The organism is Aurantiacibacter gilvus, assembly GCF_038289935.1.
GTDB classification, from domain to species: Bacteria; Pseudomonadota; Alphaproteobacteria; order Sphingomonadales; family Sphingomonadaceae; genus Alteraurantiacibacter; species Alteraurantiacibacter gilvus.
In genome coordinates, this window is record NZ_JBBYHV010000001.1 from 434,814 (window position 1) to 451,163 (window position 16,350).

Below are 16,350 nucleotides of genomic sequence, written 5' to 3' on the forward strand. Positions count from 1 at the left end.
CCTCGGGCGGACGCTTACAGCGTATCCGCCGAAATGTATTCCGCTTCCATGCCGGCTTCTTCCAGCTGCGGTTCAACCAGGCTGCGGTCGCCCACGACCACGATAGTGAGGTCCTCGGGCTGCAGGTAGGTCGCCGCGGCTGCGTCGATGTCTTCGGGCGTGATCGCGCGGTAGATGTCCGGCAGCTGCACCTGGTAGCGGATGTCGCGGCCCAGCGTCTGGTTGCCCAGCAGCGCGCCGAGTACCTGACCGTTGGTCTCGAACCGGTTGGGCAGGTTGCGCACGTTGCCGTCGGTGACGCGCTGGAATTCCACCTCGTCGACGCCCTGCGTGGCGGGGAAGGCGCGCATCTGGTCAAGGATGACCTGGATCGAGTCTGCCGTGCGATCGGCCTGAACCTGCGTTTGCACGCTCATGACACGTTGGCCTTCGGCGAAGGGCAGGCTGGAAGAGATGCCGTAGGTCCAGCCGCGGGTTTCGCGCAGGTCCTGCATCAGCCGCGACAGGAAGCCGCTGCCAAGCACCTCGTTGGCGAGATTGAGCGGTTCCATGCCGGGCTGATACCCGGTAAGCTGGGTCAGGCGGCCGACGATGAGGTAGCTCGACGGCGAATTGGGACGGTCGATCACCACCACGCGCGGCATGGGGGCGGGGCTGGCCTGGTCCACCGCCTTGGCGGGCACGGGCGTTGCCGGGCCCTGCCAATCGCCGAAGCTGGCTTCGAGCGCGGCGAGCAGTTCGTCCATCTCCACATCGCCGACAACGGTAATGCTGGCAGTTTCCGGACGGATCCAGGTGGCATGGTCGGCGGCAAGGTCAGCCGTGGTCAGGCCTTCGATCACCGCCGGATCGCCCGCGCTGGAGGCATGGGCATATGGGTGGTCCTCACCGTAGACGAGCTGGGCGAAGGCACGGCTGGCCATCGAGCTGGGCGTCGAGAGCTCCTCCGCCACGGCGGCAAGGCGCCGGCTGCGCACGCGCTCCATGGCGTCGTCGGCAAAGGCCGGGTTGCGCACCATGTCTGCCATCAGGTCCAGCGAGGGACGCAGGTTGGGGGTGAGTGCAGACATCGAGGCGGTGCTGTTCTCGGCACCGGCGCTGATGCTGATCGAGGCGCCAAGCGTTTCTTGCGCCACGGCGAGTTCTTCGGCGCTGCGACTGGTCGTGCCTTCGGTAAGCATGTCGATTATGGTCTCATGCACGCCGTAGCGGCCGACACCGTCGACAACGGAACCGGCATCGAAGGTCATGGCCAGCGATACCTTGGGCACCGAGGTGCGGCGTGCCAGCACCACGGGGATGCCGTTGGACAGTTCGGCGCGCTCGACTTCGGGGAAGGTCAGTTCGCCCACCGGCGCAGGGGTCGGCAGTTCGATCGCCGGGCCGGTGCGGGTGACTTCGATATCGCTGCCGGTGTCGGGCTCCGGCGCGGGGTAGAGGTGTTCGTCCCCCCAGCCGCCCATGGTGGCACCGTCAAGCGTGCGTTCGCCCGGTACCACCGCCAGCGTGTAGGACGGGCGCGACAGCCAGCGCTGCATGGCATCGCGCACCATTTCCGGCGTAAGGGCAGCCATGGCTTCCAGCTCGGTGCGGTAGAAATCCGCATCGCCGGTGTAGAGCAGGCCTTCGGCGAGAATCATGCCCTTTCCGCCGAAGCCGCCGACGCGTTCGAGCGAGCCGATCTGGCTGGAGGCGATCTGGGTGGTGGCGCGGTCCAGCTCGTCCTGCGTCGGGCCTTCGGTCAGCATGCGCTCGAATTCGGCATCGAGCAGGGCGAGGGCCTCCTCGCGCGTCGCGTCGGGGCGCACCTGCACGTAGGCCTGGGCAAAGCCGAGCTGTTCGTAGGCCTGGTAATAGCCGCTGACGCTGACGGCGACTTCGGCCCCGCGCACCATCGAATTGTCGAGGCGCGAGGAGTTGAGGCCGCCGAGAATGTACATGCCGACCTGCAGCGGCACGGCATCGGGGTGTTCCATGTCCGGCCCGGTCCATGCGCGTACGATCAGTTCCAGCGGCACCTGGTCGGTCATCTCGTCGAACACGGGTTCGGCAAGGGTGACCGGACCGGCTTCGAACTGCTGCACTTCGGGGCCGCGCGGGATCGCGCCGAACCAGCGTTCCACCATCGGGCGGGCGGTTGCGGCGTCGATGTCGCCGGTCAGCGCCAGCACCACGTTGTTGGGGCCGTAATTGTCGGTGAACCAGCTGCGCACGTCTTCGAGGCTGGCTGCCGAAAGGTCTGCCATCGAGCCGATCACCGAGTGGCGATAGGGGTGGCCGACAGGCAGCAGGCCTTCGTTGATGCGGTATTCGAGCAGGCCGTAGGGCTGGTTGTCGCCCTGCCGCTTTTCGTTCTGCACCACGCCGCGCTGGTTATCGAGCCGTTCCTGGCTGAGCGAGCCGAGCAGGTAGCCCATGCGGTCCGCCTCCATCATCAGTGCGAGGTCGAGCGCGCCGGTGGGCACGGTTTCGACATAGTTGGTGCGGTCGTAGCTGGTGGAGCCGTTGGTGCTGGTCGAGCCCGCGGCTTCCAGCGGGATGTCGAAGTTTTCGACGTTCTCGCTGCCGGTGAACATGATGTGTTCGAACAGGTGGGCAAAGCCGGTGCGGCCACGCGGCTCGCTGACCGAACCCACGCGGTAATAGACGGTGACGCCCACCAGCGGCGACTTGCGGTCGGTGTGGACGATGGTGGTCAGCCCGTTGTCGAGCGTGAAGGTCTCATAGGGAATGTCGACCGCGGCGATCAGCTCGTCGAGCGATGCGGCTTGCGCGACCGGCTCTTCAACTACCGTCGGCGCCGCGGCCGTTTCGACCGGCGCCGTGGGAGTCGTGGAACAGGCTGCCAGGGCAATGGCGGCAGCAAACGAAGTGAGCGAGCGGAGCGCGAAAGACGTTTTCATGTGCAACCGGATAGCAGGTAAGTCCCGAAGCGGAAGCCGCTTTTCGGACTATTCGTCAATCCGCATCAGCTTTTCGCCCATCTTCACGACCTGTCCGATCCTCAGTCCGGCCACTCGCGGCGGATTGATAGTCTATTGCACCCCTTCCGTTGCGACCCAATCTAGCCGTCACACATGACGCTCGTACCCATCCTCCTGATTGCCCTGCTGATTGCCAGCATTCTCGTCTTTCGCAGCGTGGCGCGGCGGCAGAGGCGCAAGCGACTGCTTGCGACGCCGCTGACGCAGGAGCAGCGCGAGGTCCTGGATAACCTTGTGCCGATTGTCCGCCGCTTGCCGGAATCGCTGCGTCCAGCGCTGGAGGGGAAGATCAACCTCTTCCTCGACCAGGTTACCTTCCATGCGAACGGCCTCGAGCTAAAGGACGAAATGCGGCTCTCGATCGCGGCGCAGGCCTGCCTCCTGATCGTCAACAGCCCGGTCTGGTATGAAACGATCAGGACCGTGCTGATCTACCCGTCCAGCGTCCTGACGGGCCGCAAGGTTCACGATGGCTTCGTCGTGCACGAGCAGGATTCTCACCTGGCTGGCGAAAGCTGGAACCGTGGGCCGGTGGTCCTGGCGTGGGACCATGCGCTGCAGGGCGGCATTGATGCGGAAGATGGCTACAACGTCGTGATCCACGAATTCGCGCACCAGCTGGACAGCCTGACCGGCCACACCGATGGCATCCCCATCCTGCGCAAGGGGCAGCGCTATTCGGGCTGGGAAAAAGCCATGCTGGATGCCTACCACGGCCACGTGGAGAGGGTGGAAAGCGGGCATCATTCGCTGATCGCCCCCTATGGCGCGACCAACCACCAGGAGTTCTTCGCCGAGGCTACCGTCACTTTCTTCGAGAAGCCGCGCGCGCTTAAGCGGGAAGAGCCAGCGCTTTATGCGCAACTGGCGGAGTTGTTCGCACTTGATCCGGCGGGGTGGAACTGAGCCTAGTCCGCTGCACGCGCGATGGCTCGACTAGCGGACGAGCGAACTAGTCACGAGTATGGCGCACCGCAAGTCGCCATTCCTGAAGTGTCTCAATCTCCGGGGAGCTGGGTGGAAGCGCCGATCACGTAAACATAGGCGCGGGCAACGACCTCAAAGCCAACGCGCTCATGTTGCGGATCGGACCAGCGTGGCGGCGCCCTGCGCGAGATTGCGCGATTGATCGTGATCATGGAATCATCGACGATTGAGTGATTATATACGCTCAACGACTCTTGTGTTGCGCAATTGCAACACTATCTGTTTGGGAAACCACTCAAGGGGCTAGGAATGAATCTCGAAAAGTTCACCGACCGGGCGCGCGGCTTCCTGCAGAGCGCGCAGACCGTGGCCATTCGCAACAGCCACCAGCGCATTTCGCCCGAACATATCCTGAAGGCGCTTCTGGAAGACGAGGAGGGCATGGCTGCCGGACTGATGCAGCGTGCAGGGGCAAACCCCGGCCGCGCGGTGCAGGAAGTCGATGCCCTGCTGGCCAAGATCCCTGCCGTCAGCGGGGGCGGGGCGCAGCAGACGCCGGGCCTCGACAACGATGCCGTGCGCGTGCTCGACCAGGCCGAGCAGGTTTCCGACAAGGCCGGCGACTCTTACGTCACCGTCGAACGGCTGCTGCTGGCCTTGGTACTGGCCAAGACCACCAAGGCCGGACAGGCGCTGGCCGATGCGGGCCTGACTGCCGAGGCGCTCAACACCGCGATCAACGAACTGCGCAAGGGCAAGACGGCGGATAGCGCCAATGCCGAAGCCGCCTACGATGCGATGAAGAAGTACGCGCAGGACCTCACGCAGAAGGCCAGGGACGGCAAGCTCGACCCGGTTATCGGCCGCGACGAGGAAATCCGCCGCACGGTGCAGATCCTTGCCCGCCGTACCAAGAACAACCCCGTCCTGATCGGCGAACCCGGCACCGGCAAGACTGCCATCGCCGAAGGCCTCGCGCTGCGCATCGCCAATGGCGACGTGCCCGACAGCCTGAAGGATCGCACGCTGATGGCGCTCGACATGGGCAGCCTGATTGCCGGCGCGAAATATCGCGGCGAGTTCGAGGAACGCCTCAAGACCGTGCTCGACGAGGTGAAGGGCGCTGACGGCCAGATCATCCTGTTCATCGACGAGATGCACACCCTGATCGGTGCGGGCGCCTCGGAAGGCAGCATGGATGCGAGCAACCTGCTCAAGCCCGCGCTCGCCCGCGGCGAACTGCACTGCATCGGTGCGACCACGCTCGACGAATACCAGAAGTACGTCGAGAAGGACGCCGCCCTGCAGCGCCGTTTCCAGCCCGTCTTCGTCGACGAGCCGAGCGTGGAGGACACCATCTCCATCCTGCGCGGTATCAAGGAGAAGTACGAGCTGCACCACGGCGTGCGCATCACTGACGGTGCCATCGTGGCAGCAGCACAGCTCTCCGAACGCTACATTGCTGACCGCTTCCTGCCCGACAAGGCGATCGACCTGATGGACGAGGCTGCCAGCCGCATCCGCATGGAAGTGGAATCGAAGCCCGAGGAAATCGAGGGTCTCGACCGCCGGATCATCCAGCTCAAGATCGAAGAGCAGGCGCTGTCGAAAGAAACCGACGATGCCTCGAAGGATCGGCTTGCCGCCTTGCGCGAAGAGCTGGCCAATCTCGAGCAGCAGTCGAGCGAGCTGACCACCCGCTGGCAGAACGAACGCGACAAGATCCACGCCGAGGCGCGCATCAAGGAAGACCTTGATGCGGCGCGTATCGAGCTGGAGCAGGCACAGCGGGCGGGCGATCTCGCCAAGGCGGGTGAGCTGCAATACGGCAAGATACCGCAGCTGGAGACTGCTCTGGAAGAAGCGGGCAGCCACACCGAGAACGCCTTGCTCAAGGAAGAGGTGACCGAAGACGATATCGCCGGCGTGGTGAGCAAGTGGACCGGCATCCCCATGGAGAAGATGCTGCAGGGCGAGCGCGAGAAGCTCCTCAAGATGGAGGACGTGCTCGGCAGGCGGGTCATTGGCCAGGACAAGGCCGTGGAGGCCGTGTCCAAGGCCGTGCGCCGCGCGCGTGCGGGCCTGCAGGATCCGAACCGTCCGCTCGGCTCCTTCCTGTTCCTCGGCCCCACCGGCGTCGGCAAGACCGAGCTGACCAAGGCGCTGGCCGCCTTCCTGTTCGACGACGACCAGGCCATGGTCCGCATCGACATGAGCGAATTCATGGAGAAGCACGCGGTCGCCCGCCTGATCGGCGCGCCTCCGGGCTATGTCGGCTATGAAGAGGGCGGCGTCCTGACCGAAGCCGTGCGGCGGCGGCCTTACCAGGTGGTGCTGTTCGACGAGGTCGAGAAGGCGCACTCCGACGTGTTCAACGTGCTGCTGCAGGTGCTCGACGATGGCCACCTGACCGACGGGCAGGGCCGCAGGGTCGACTTCTCCAACACGCTGATCATCCTTACCAGCAACCTCGGCAGCCAGTTCCTCTCGAACCTCGATGACGACCAGAAGGTCGAAGATGTCGAAAGCCAGGTAATGGACGTGGTGCGCGGACACTTCCGCCCCGAGTTCCTCAACCGGCTCGACGAGATCGTGCTGTTCCACCGCCTGGGCATGGAGCACATGGCGCCGATCGTGGATCTCCAGGTCGCCCGCGTGCAGAAACTGCTCAAGGACCGCAAGATCGTGCTCGACCTGACGGACGGCGCGCGCAAGTGGCTGGCCCGTGTCGGCTACGATCCGGTCTACGGTGCAAGGCCGCTCAAGCGGGCGGTGCAGCGCTACGTGCAGGACCCGCTGGCCGAGAAACTTCTGGCCGGCGAGGTGCCCGATGGCAGCACCGTGAAGGTCGATGAAGGTGACGGAGAACTGCTGTTCTCCGTCACATGAATGCTGCAGCGCAACATTATTAGTTGCAACTGCCCCAAGGCTTTATGATAGTTGCAGCTGTTACTGTGTGATTTTTGTGACAGTCCGGTAAAATTGGCTGAGCGGTTTACAACCAGTTTTGACAAGCAACGGGTGCTCCTGCACTCCTTGCCTTCTGATCAATGGTCTGGGGTCGTCCAATCGCCATTTACTGCTGCTGAACGAGTAACGCGTTCTTGAGGGTTGCAGGGTATGGGCGTCTCCAAACTCAGGACAGGGTTGGAGCGCAATGAAAACTTTCCAGAAAAATACTCTCTATGGTCTCGCCGCATCGGTTTCGGCCGTTGCACTGTTTGCCGGTGCCCCCGCAGCTGCGCAGGAGGTCGATTGTGACGTCGATCCCACCGCAGAGGAATGCGACGATGTCGTCAGCGTCACTGATGATGGCGTCTCGACCGTTTCGGAAGATGAAGCGATCGTCGTTACCGGTACGCGTGTCCGTCGCGACACCTACACCAGCATCTCTCCGCTCCAGGTCCTGACGACCGAAGCCGAGCGCGACGTTGGCGAGTTCGATGCCGCACAGATCCTGCAGCGTTCGGAAGCTGCCGCCGGCGTGCAGATCGACGCTACCTTCCAGGGCTTCGTGCTCGACAACGGTCCGGGTTCGCAGACGCTGAACCTGCGTGGCCTCGGCGCTGACCGCACCCTGCTGCTAGTCAATGGCCGCCGCCTGGCTCCCGCCGGTGTGGAAGGCGCTCCCAGCGCGCCGTCGATCAACCTACTGCCGACCTCGCTGATCGCCCGCTACGACCTGCTGCTCGACGGTGCCTCGTCGGTCTACGGTTCGGACGCTGTGGCCGGCGTGGGTAACATCGTGCTGCGTCAGGACTTCGACGGGCTCGAACTGTTCGCTTCGGGCAACCTGAACGAGCAGAGCAATGGCGGCCACGACTTCACCGTCAGCGGCGCCTACGGCATCGACATGGAGCGCGGCTTCATCGGTATCGGTGCGGAATACTCGTACCGCGACGAAGTGACCTTCGGCGATCGCGACTTCCTGTCGGGTTGCAGCACGCACTACGAGGTTACCGACAGCGGCGAAATCCGCACCCTCGGTTTGCGCGACAACGCCACGGTCATGAACCGTACGCCGGGTGTCTCCGTTGCTGAAAGCCCCTGCGTGGTGGATGGCATCAGCGGACGCCTGTTCAACGCCTACACGCGCTTCGGCTCGGTCTATTTCCCCGCCAATGGCAACATCGCCAACATTCCGGGCTTGGGCTACGGCGAGTCGACCGACGCCTTCGGTGTCGATCTCGATACCAACGGTGACGGCATTCGCGACGTCGACTTCCAGAACGTCAACACCAACGGCAGCAATCTCGACGAGAGCCTGATCAGCCAGCAGAAGCTGTACAACGTGATGGCCTACGGTGAGTACCAGCTGACCGACGACGACTACGAGATTACGCCGTTCTTCGAAGCCAACTACAGTCGCGCAGAGATTAGCTCGGACAACACCGGTATCCCGCAGCTGTTTCCCTACGTGTCGGACTTCAATGCCTTCAATCCGTGTAACTTTGTTACCGGTACGGGCGTCGACTGCCGCGATGCCGACAACCAGCTGCAGCAACTCTACCCGGGACAGGCCAATTTCGGCCGCCTTAACCCCCTGTCGACCGGCTTTGCTCTGCCGGTACAGCCGATCGTGGCGATCGCCGGGGACCGCAACAACTTCGACATCGTGCAGGAACAGTACCGCGGTGTGCTCGGCATCCGGGGTAACCTGCCCTTCATCGACGACACCTGGACCTTCGAATTGTCTGGTGTCTACTCGCGTTCCGAAGGTAGCTCGGTCCGTCGGGGTATCCGGGAAGATCGCCTCGCGCTGGCGCTGGGTATCGACCCCACCGCGGACTTCGATGGTGATGGCATCGTCGACAACGACGGTGACGGCACCGCAGACGACTACGATCCGAACTACGACGTGTTCACCCTGCTCGGCGACACGCAGTACATCGGTGAGTGTAATGGTGCCGGACTCGCCAACCCCGACCTTGCCGCACCCGACCTGAATGCGGGGAGCTGTGTACCAGTCAACATGTTCGCTCCGAGCGTGATGACCGGAGCAATCGGTGACTTCGCCACGCAGGCGGAGCGCGACTATGTCTTCGGTGTCCGTTCCTTCGACACCACTTACGAACAGTTCCTGCTGTCGTTCTATGCGACCGGCGAAGTGCTCCAGCTGCCGGCTGGTCCGGTCTCGCTGGTGGTCGGCGGCGAATACCGCGAAGACAGCATCGAATCGCTGCCTGACCTGACCGCATCGCAGGGCCTGTTCTTCGGCTTCTTTGCCGACCAGGGCGCGGTTGGATCGAAGTACATCGTCGAAGGCTTCGGCGAGCTCGACGTTCCCGTGTTCGACAGCGAAACCTGGGGCCAGTTCGACCTCAACGTTTCGGGCCGTGTGACCGAAGAGGAATTCTACGGCACTGCCGGTACCTACTCGATCAAGGCTGGCTGGCGGATCATTCCGTCTGTGTTGGTCAAGGCCAGCTACGGCACCTCGTTCCGTGCGCCGAACCTGCGTGAGAACTTCCTGGCTGGCCAGTCGGGCTTCCTCACCCTGTTCGATCCCTGCGCGGTTCCGGCGGAAGCCTTCAATGCCGGTGCAGGCGGTTACCAGGCCAACCTGGACACGCGTGACCAGGCGATCATCGCGAACTGCCAGCGCGAAGGCCGTGACCCGTTCACCGTGGGTATCGACAACCAGGGCCTTAACACCCTGGCGAACTCGAGCGTGGAAATTACCTCGGGCGGTAGCCTGGACCTGAACCCGGAAACCTCGCGTTCGCTGACCGTTGGCCTGTCGGTCGCGGAAAGCTATGGCGATCTCGATTTCGCGTTCAACTTCAACTACTACGACATCAAGATCGAAGGCTCGATCGTCGAACCGTCGTCGCAGTTCATCATCAATGACTGCTTCACCCGCCAGGATGGTATCCGCAGCCCCTTCTGTGACCGTATCGACTTCGACACTGCGGCGACCAGCCGCATGCTGGTCTCGGACGTGGCCGCAGGCTTCATCAACCTCAACGAGGAAGTCGTGAAGGGCATCGATATGAATGCCAATTTCGACTACGGCATCCCGATGGGTGGCGAGGTGCTCGAATTGGGGCTGAACCTGCGTGCCAACCACCTGATCGAACGCAGCACGCTGTTCATCGACGACACCGGCGTTCCGTCGCTCGACGAAGACCAGGGCGAGTTCGGCTTCCCGGGCTGGACCGGTCGTGCGACCTTCACTGCCGGTTACGGTCCGGTGACCTTCACTTGGCAGACCCGTTACATCGGCGACACCGAGCAGCAGGCTGACGGTATCGACCCGCTGGACGACGCCTTTGGCAACCTGGGCACCGGTTTCCTGGGCGACACCTGTACCGGTAACGGTACGGCCAATGTCCCGGGTGATGGCGTCTTCTGCCGCGACATCGGTTATGCCGACGAGTACTTCGTGCACACCGCCTCGGTGCGCTACGAGTTCAGCGACTGGCTGACGCTGCGCGCCGGTGTGACCAACGTCTTCGACACCGATCCGCCGCTGATCGACTGTAACGAGCCGATCTCCTGCCGTTCGAACACGCCGCTGGGCAACGGTTACGACCTGAACGGCCGCGAGTTCTTCGGCTCGGTGAACATGCGCTTCTAAGCGAACGCTTCCGCTCCGGCGGATCGAGGACGGCCCCGCAACTCCGGTTGCGGGGCCGTACTTGTTGGTGCGGTTAGGCTGCGCGCCTTGACGCCGCGCCTCGCTGCACTAGGAGCGAAGGCCAAATCTAGGCAGAGGATTGGCTATGAAGATCGACGCAAGTGTTGCCGCCATCGTTACGGGCGGCGCTTCCGGACTGGGCGAGGCGAGCGCCCGCGCGCTGGCGGCAAAGGGCGCGAAAGTCGCGCTGTTCGATCTCAACGAGGAACTCGGCGAGGCCGTGGCGGCGGAGATCGGCGGCGTGTTCTGCAAGGTCGACGTTTCCGACGAAGCTTCGCTGGAGGCAGGTTTTGCCAAGGCGCGCGCGGCCCACGGGCAGGAGCGTGTCTTCGTCAATTGCGCCGGCATCGGCACCATCGGCAAGCTGACCCGGCGCGATCGCGAAACGGGCGAGATCAGCCACCTGCCGTTCGACCTGTTCGAGAAGACCATCAAGGTGAACCTGATCGGCACCTTCCAGTGCATGGCCAAGACCGCCACCGGCATGATGACCACGGATCCCGTGGGCGACAGCGCCGAACGCGGCGTGATCATAAACACCGCCTCCGTCGCTGCCGAGGACGGCCAGATCGGCCAGGTTGCCTATGCCGCGTCCAAGGCCGGTGTGAAGGGCATGACCCTGCCGGTCGCGCGTGACCTGATGAACGAAGGCATCCGCGTGAACACCATCCTGCCTGGCATCTTCCTGACCCCGATGATGGCAGGCCTGCCCGAAAAGGCGCAGGAATCGCTCGCCGCATCGGTGCCGTTCCCCAAGCGCCTCGGCCAGCCGGCGGAATATGCCTCGCTGGTGTGCTTCATGGTGGAAACCGAATACATGAACGCGGAAACCGTGCGCCTTGACGGCGGCATCCGCATGCCGCCGAAATAGGCGCAGGCAGGGAAGGGCGAAGCAGCATGGCGGACTGGCACATCGGCGTGATCGGCGGCTCGGGTCTCTACGAGCCCGGCGCGCTCGAAGATGCGCAGGAGATCGCCGTCAACAGCGCCTTCGGCGAGCCGTCGGGCCCAGTCACCACCGGCCAGCTGGGCGGCGTGAAGTTCACCTTCATCGCGCGCCACGGGGCCGGGCACAAGCGCGCGCCCAGCGAAGTCAATTTCCGCGCCAACATCGACGTGCTCAAGCGCTGCGGGGTGACGGACGTGCTTGCGATCTCCGCAATCGGCAGCCTGAAGGAGGAATTCGCTCCTGGTGATTTCGTGGCGGTTGACCAGTTGATTGACCGCACGGTCGGGCGCGAGCGCAGCTTCTTCGGCGAAGGTATCGTCGCGCATGTGCCGCTGGCCGATCCGGTCTGTCCGCGCCTGACCGAACTTGCGTGCAAGGCGGCGAAGAAAGCCGGGGCGAAAGTCCACAAGGGCGGCATCTATGTCGCCATCGAAGGGCCGCAGTTCTCCACCCGGGCCGAAAGCCACCTCTATCGCAACTGGGGTGCCGACGTGATCGGCATGACCGCCATGCCCGAGGCCCGCCTCGCGCGGGAGGCGGAGCTGCCCTATGCCCTGATGGGCATGGTGACCGACTACGACTGCTGGCGCGACGAGACGGCCGATGTCGACGTCACCGATATCCTCAAGGTCATGGCCGAAAACAGCAACAAGGCGAGAACCATGTTGGAGGCGCTGGTCGCGCAATTGCCCAAGAAGCGCGAAGCCAGCCCGATCGATACAATTCTCGACTATGCCATCATCACCCCGCGCGAAGCCTGGGATATTTCTGCCGTAACAAAGCTGGATGCAGTTGCAGGCAGATTGATAGATATGTTCCCGCACAGGGGCAGTTGATCATTGATCCTTGCAAACTGTTACAAAGTCCAACAAGGTAGTTGCCTATGCAACCGAACAGTCCTCTCTCGAATTTCCTTCCCTACCAGCTCTCGCTGGCGTCCAACGCCGTCAGTGGACGGATTGCGATCGAGTATCGCCAGCGCTTCGGCCTGACCATCCCCGAATGGCGCGTCATGGCCGTGCTCGGCGACGTGGGAGCGCTTACACAGCGTGACCTGACGCGGCGCACGATCATGGACAAGGTGGCCGTAAACCGTGCTTGCAAGGGCCTGGAAGACCGTGACCTTGCCGTGCGGACGCCGAACGAGGCGGACGGTCGTTCGCACCTGCTCGACCTGACCGAGGCGGGCCGCGAAATGCACGGGCAGATCATGCCGCTGGCAATGGAAATGGAAAGACGCCTGTTCGAAGGCTTCTCTGCGAACGAGCTCGATCTGTTCCGCAAGTTGCTTGATCGCGCGCGCCACCAGGCCGAGGAAATCGGCGATCTGGAGCTGGGCGGCGGCTTCGGCATGGGGTGATTTGCAGCGCCTGATGGCGCTCGCTCTTTTGTCATACGAAAAACCCCGTCCGGATCGCTCCGAACGGGGTTTTTGTTTGCGTCGTTCTAGCCGGTACTAGCCGTTGACCGGTCCGTCGCTGGAGAAAGCGTCGGAGATCGAACAGGCCGCCGGGCCAAGGATCACGATGAACAGCACCGGCAGGATGAACAGGATCAGCGGCACGGTCATGATCGCGGGCAGGCGCGCGGCCTTTTCCTCGGCGCGCATCATGCGCTCGTTGCGGAATTCCGCCGAGAGCACGCGCAGGGCGGAGGCCAGCGGCGTACCGTAGCGTTCGGTCTGCACCATCGTGGTCACCACGCCGCGCACGGCATCGAGGTCCACGCGGTAGGCGAGGTTCTCGAAAGCCTGGCGACGTTCGGTGAGGAACGACAGCTCGATCGCGGTCAGGGCGAATTCGTCACCCAGTTCGGGATAGGCGCGGCCCAGTTCCTTGGCGACGCGGTTGAAGGCGGCGTCCACGGTAAGGCCGGCCTCGGCGCAGATCACCAGCAGGTCGAGCGCGTCGGGCAGGCCTTTCTGGATCGCAGCGGTACGCTTCGAAGCGACGTTGGCGAGGTAGATTTCCGGGCCCTTGTAGCCCACGATGACCAGACCGGCGAAGCCGAAGAAGCGCTTCATGCTGCCCCATTCGGGGAAGGTGTCGGTCCAGTAGAAGATCACCACGCCGACAAGGCCCAACACTACCGGCAGCACCATGCGGGCGAAGATGATCATGATCGCCAGTTCTTTGTTGCGGTAGCCCGCCTGAGCCAGCTTCTGCTGGATCATCTTGACCTGGCTTTCCTGCAGCACCTTCATGCCCTGCAGGGTGTCTTTCATCTTGTCGGTCGTGTCGGTTCGACGCGTCAGGCTCTGGCGCTTCTTCGAACTCTGCGTGATCATGCCCGACTTGAGTTCGGCACGGCGTTCGTTCAGCGCCTTCACGCGCTTTGCCATCGGGTCCTTGACGGTCACGGCGGCATAGATGGCCATGATCATGGCCAGTGCAGCTATGCCCGCCAGAATCGTGCCGACGAGGATAACGTCGACGCCGAGCAGCGTGGGGCCGGAGGAGGGGGCGAAGGTCAACATTGGTTCTCTCTTCCTCCTGGATCAGATTTCGAAGCTGACCATCTTGGCCATGATGAAGGCACCGATGCTCATCCAGACCAGGCCGCCAAGGCCGGTCGCAATCAGTCGATCGTCTTCGAAGAAGCCGCCGATGTAGTTCGGGTTGATCCAGTAGATCAGGCCGAACACGATGAAGGGCAGGGCACCAACGATGTAGGCCGAGGCCTTCGATTCCGAGCTCATCGCCTTGATCTTCAGCTTCATCTGCGCGCGCTTGCGGAGCACGTCGGACAGGTTGCTGAGCGTTTCGGCGAGGTTACCACCGGTCTCGCGCTGGATGGCCAGCGTGATGACGAAGAACTGGAATTCTGCGGTGCCCAGCTTGTCGGCCGTTTCCTGCAGCGATTCTTCCATCGTGCGACCGATCTTGATGCGTTCGACCGCCGCGCGGAATTCCTGGCCCACGGGGCCGGGCACTTCCTGCGCCACCACGCCCAGCGTCTCGGTCACCGGCAGGCCGGAGCGCAGGCCGCGGACCAGCAGTTCGATGCCGTCAGGGAACTTGGCGTTGAAGTTGTTGGTACGGCGCTTGATGAAGAAGCCGACGAGCCAGTGCGGCAGGCCCGCACCGACGAGCACACCGACGCCCAGCGACATCAGGGCCGCTCCGCTCTTGAAGTAGAGCAACGCGGCAACTGCCAGTGCCAGTCCAAGCGAAGCGTAGAAGTACTGCGACAGCGTCCAGCCCATGCCGGTCCGATCAAGCCGGATTGCGAGGGCTTCCATCCGCGAACTGGCACCGGCCCGAGAGAACTGCTTCGGCTTGCGCGCGGCAATCGCCTTCTTCAGCTGGCTCTCGACCTTGTCCTTGGTGTTTTCCGAGTGGCGATAGCGAACCGCCTCCAGGCGTCGCTGGCCTTCCTTGGACGGCGAGCTGCCGTTGAGCAGCATATAGCCCAGGATCATCAGGCCCATGAGGCCACCGGCAACAAGCAGGAGCTGGATAATGCTCATGGCGATCCTTCTTTCACTAGTACGTCATTGCGCCAGCGGTTGGCGGGCAAGGGGAAGGCCTTGCCCGCCTGCCGCAGTCTTATTCGGCCGGCTCGGTAGCAGCGGCCTTGCCCTTCTTGGTGGAACCACCAAGCAGTGACTTGAGGTCGAAACTGCCGAGCATGGAGCTCTTCTTGCCAGCCTCTTCGATGCTCGCACCGCCATCCTCGCCCACGCCGACAATCATGCTGGCGATTTCGCGGATGGGGCCGACCGTCTTGGAGCCCTTGTTGGCCTCGATGAAGGTCTGGCCAAGCTTGGCAGCATTGGCGGCGGCCTTTTGGTCGAACGGGATCTGGAAGTTGATCTTGCGTTCGATCGAAGCCTCGAAGTCGGCCTTGCTGATTTCCGCCGCGCCGGTCTGCATCTTGTTACAGACGATCAGCGGATGGGCAGCCGGGGCATTCGACTTCAGCCACGAGAGGATGCGGATCGTATCGCGTGCCGAAGCCAGCGTCAGTTCGGTGACCAGGGTCACGACCTGTACTTCCTGCAGCAGGTGCGGGAAGTTGATCAGCATGTTGCGCGGCAGGTCGATGACAGTGGTGTCAAAGGCCTGGCGGAACTCTTCCTCCAGTTGCAGGAAGGCCGTGCCATCGGTCATCATCGGCGAACTGATCGGCGCCTCTGCGGACATGATGGCCAGATTGTCGTTGGCGCGGATCATGGCGCGTTCGATGAACAGGCCGTCGATACGGCTGGGGTTCTCGATCGCGTCGGTCAGGCCGCGGCCCGGCTCCAGGTCCAGCGCCAGGGCGCCGGTGCCGAAGTGGACGTCGAGGTCCAGCAGTGCCGTCGAACGGTGATGTTCGCTGGCGAACAGCCAGGCCAGCGAAGTGGCGAGGGTGGATGCACCCACACCGCCGCGCGTGCCGACCACGGCCGTGGCGACATGTTCGCGTTCGCCTTCACCGTCGGCATTGCGCGGCGAAGAGAAGACAGCCTGGGCCTGGGTCAGCGAATCCCGCAGCTGCGATGCCGACAGCGGCTTCAGCAGGTAGTCGTGGATGCCGCTGGCGAGCAGGTCGCGATAGAGGCGAACGTCGTTCACCTGGCCGACGGCGATCACCACCGTGCCGGGTTCGCAGACTTCGGCCAGACCGTTGATATCGTTCAGCGGGTCACCGCTTTCCGACAGGTCGACCATCAGGATGGCCGGGCTCGCGGCGATCGAGAGCGACTGGATGGCGTTACGCAGACCACCCTTGTTGCACTTCTCGGGCTGCCAGCCCATTTCGATCACCACGGGGCGCAGCACATCAAGCGCGGCTTCGTCGCAGATGAAGGCCGAAAACGGATCGCGATTGGCCATCGCACCGGATTTGAATGGCGAGTTCATCGA

General features: G+C 63.3%; 11 protein-coding genes. 6 read left to right on the plus strand and 5 right to left on the minus strand.

The genetic code is table 11. The features are described from left to right. Nucleotides 1–14 precede the first annotated feature (14 nt). The gene (locus AAEO60_RS02100) at nt 15–2,903 is read right to left on the minus strand and encodes a M16 family metallopeptidase (RefSeq protein ID WP_341671993.1); all 2,889 of its coding nucleotides are present in this window, start codon (nt 2,901–2,903) and stop codon (nt 15–17) included. A gap of 174 nt (nt 2,904–3,077) precedes the next feature. Between AAEO60_RS02100 and AAEO60_RS02105 the strand changes: the two genes are divergently transcribed. Further along, nucleotides 3,078–3,890 carry a M90 family metallopeptidase gene (locus AAEO60_RS02105; RefSeq protein ID WP_341671994.1) on the plus strand — a complete coding sequence of 271 codons (813 nt, stop codon included), beginning with the start codon at nt 3,078–3,080 and terminating at the stop codon, nt 3,888–3,890. Between the two features lie 92 nt (nt 3,891–3,982). Here AAEO60_RS02105 and AAEO60_RS02110 read toward each other — a convergent pair whose 3' ends face one another. Then, nucleotides 3,983–4,123, minus strand: a complete 141-nt coding sequence (locus tag AAEO60_RS02110; protein WP_341671995.1) for a hypothetical protein — start codon at nt 4,121–4,123, stop codon at nt 3,983–3,985. Between the two features lie 97 nt (nt 4,124–4,220). On the opposite strand from AAEO60_RS02110, the gene clpB reads away from it, so the two are divergent. From clpB to AAEO60_RS02135, 5 genes are all read left to right on the plus strand, one after another. Further along, a complete protein-coding gene (clpB, locus tag AAEO60_RS02115) occupies nt 4,221–6,800 on the plus strand; it encodes an ATP-dependent chaperone ClpB (protein WP_341671996.1) in 2,580 nt (859 codons plus the stop codon). Nucleotides 6,801–7,068: 268 nt separating this feature from the next. Next, the gene (locus AAEO60_RS02120; protein WP_341671997.1) at nt 7,069–10,491 is read left to right on the plus strand and encodes a TonB-dependent receptor domain-containing protein; all 3,423 of its coding nucleotides are present in this window, start codon (nt 7,069–7,071) and stop codon (nt 10,489–10,491) included. A 145-nt stretch (nt 10,492–10,636) separates the two neighbouring features. Beyond that, the gene (locus AAEO60_RS02125) at nt 10,637–11,422 is read left to right on the plus strand and encodes an SDR family NAD(P)-dependent oxidoreductase (protein ID WP_341671998.1); all 786 of its coding nucleotides are present in this window, start codon (nt 10,637–10,639) and stop codon (nt 11,420–11,422) included. A gap of 26 nt (nt 11,423–11,448) precedes the next feature. Beyond that, nucleotides 11,449–12,336, plus strand: coding sequence for an S-methyl-5'-thioadenosine phosphorylase (mtnP, locus tag AAEO60_RS02130; RefSeq protein ID WP_341671999.1), 888 nt, complete (start codon nt 11,449–11,451; stop codon nt 12,334–12,336). Nucleotides 12,337–12,383: 47 nt separating this feature from the next. Next, nucleotides 12,384–12,860 (plus strand): MarR family winged helix-turn-helix transcriptional regulator, encoded by a 477-nt coding sequence (locus AAEO60_RS02135; protein WP_341672000.1) that lies wholly within the window; start codon nt 12,384–12,386, stop codon nt 12,858–12,860. 96 nt (nt 12,861–12,956) lie between these two features. Here AAEO60_RS02135 and AAEO60_RS02140 read toward each other — a convergent pair whose 3' ends face one another. The 3 genes from AAEO60_RS02140 to AAEO60_RS02150 form a co-directional block, all read right to left on the minus strand. After that, nucleotides 12,957–13,976, minus strand: coding sequence for a type II secretion system F family protein (locus tag AAEO60_RS02140; RefSeq protein ID WP_341672001.1), 1,020 nt, complete (start codon nt 13,974–13,976; stop codon nt 12,957–12,959). A gap of 21 nt (nt 13,977–13,997) precedes the next feature. Beyond that, nucleotides 13,998–14,969 carry a type II secretion system F family protein gene (locus tag AAEO60_RS02145; protein WP_341672002.1) on the minus strand — a complete coding sequence of 324 codons (972 nt, stop codon included), beginning with the start codon at nt 14,967–14,969 and terminating at the stop codon, nt 13,998–14,000. A 79-nt stretch (nt 14,970–15,048) separates the two neighbouring features. Continuing rightward, entirely contained in the window at nt 15,049–16,347 is a 1,299-nt protein-coding gene (locus AAEO60_RS02150) for a pilus assembly protein CpaE (protein ID WP_341672003.1), read from the minus strand. Between the last annotated feature and the right edge of the window lie 3 nt (nt 16,348–16,350).

Coding starts and splice junctions, on each gene's coding strand:
- AAEO60_RS02100 (WP_341671993.1), bottom strand. CDS start 2,903: ATGAAAACGTCTTTCGCGCTCCGCTCGCTCACTTCGTTTGCTGCCGCC.
- AAEO60_RS02105 (WP_341671994.1), top strand. CDS start 3,078: ATGACGCTCGTACCCATCCTCCTGATTGCCCTGCTGATTGCCAGCATT.
- AAEO60_RS02110 (WP_341671995.1), bottom strand. CDS start 4,123: ATGATCACGATCAATCGCGCAATCTCGCGCAGGGCGCCGCCACGCTGG.
- clpB (WP_341671996.1), top strand. CDS start 4,221: ATGAATCTCGAAAAGTTCACCGACCGGGCGCGCGGCTTCCTGCAGAGC.
- AAEO60_RS02120 (WP_341671997.1), top strand. CDS start 7,069: ATGAAAACTTTCCAGAAAAATACTCTCTATGGTCTCGCCGCATCGGTT.
- AAEO60_RS02125 (WP_341671998.1), top strand. CDS start 10,637: ATGAAGATCGACGCAAGTGTTGCCGCCATCGTTACGGGCGGCGCTTCC.
- mtnP (WP_341671999.1), top strand. CDS start 11,449: ATGGCGGACTGGCACATCGGCGTGATCGGCGGCTCGGGTCTCTACGAG.
- AAEO60_RS02135 (WP_341672000.1), top strand. CDS start 12,384: ATGCAACCGAACAGTCCTCTCTCGAATTTCCTTCCCTACCAGCTCTCG.
- AAEO60_RS02140 (WP_341672001.1), bottom strand. CDS start 13,976: ATGTTGACCTTCGCCCCCTCCTCCGGCCCCACGCTGCTCGGCGTCGAC.
- AAEO60_RS02145 (WP_341672002.1), bottom strand. CDS start 14,969: ATGAGCATTATCCAGCTCCTGCTTGTTGCCGGTGGCCTCATGGGCCTG.
- AAEO60_RS02150 (WP_341672003.1), bottom strand. CDS start 16,347: ATGAACTCGCCATTCAAATCCGGTGCGATGGCCAATCGCGATCCGTTT.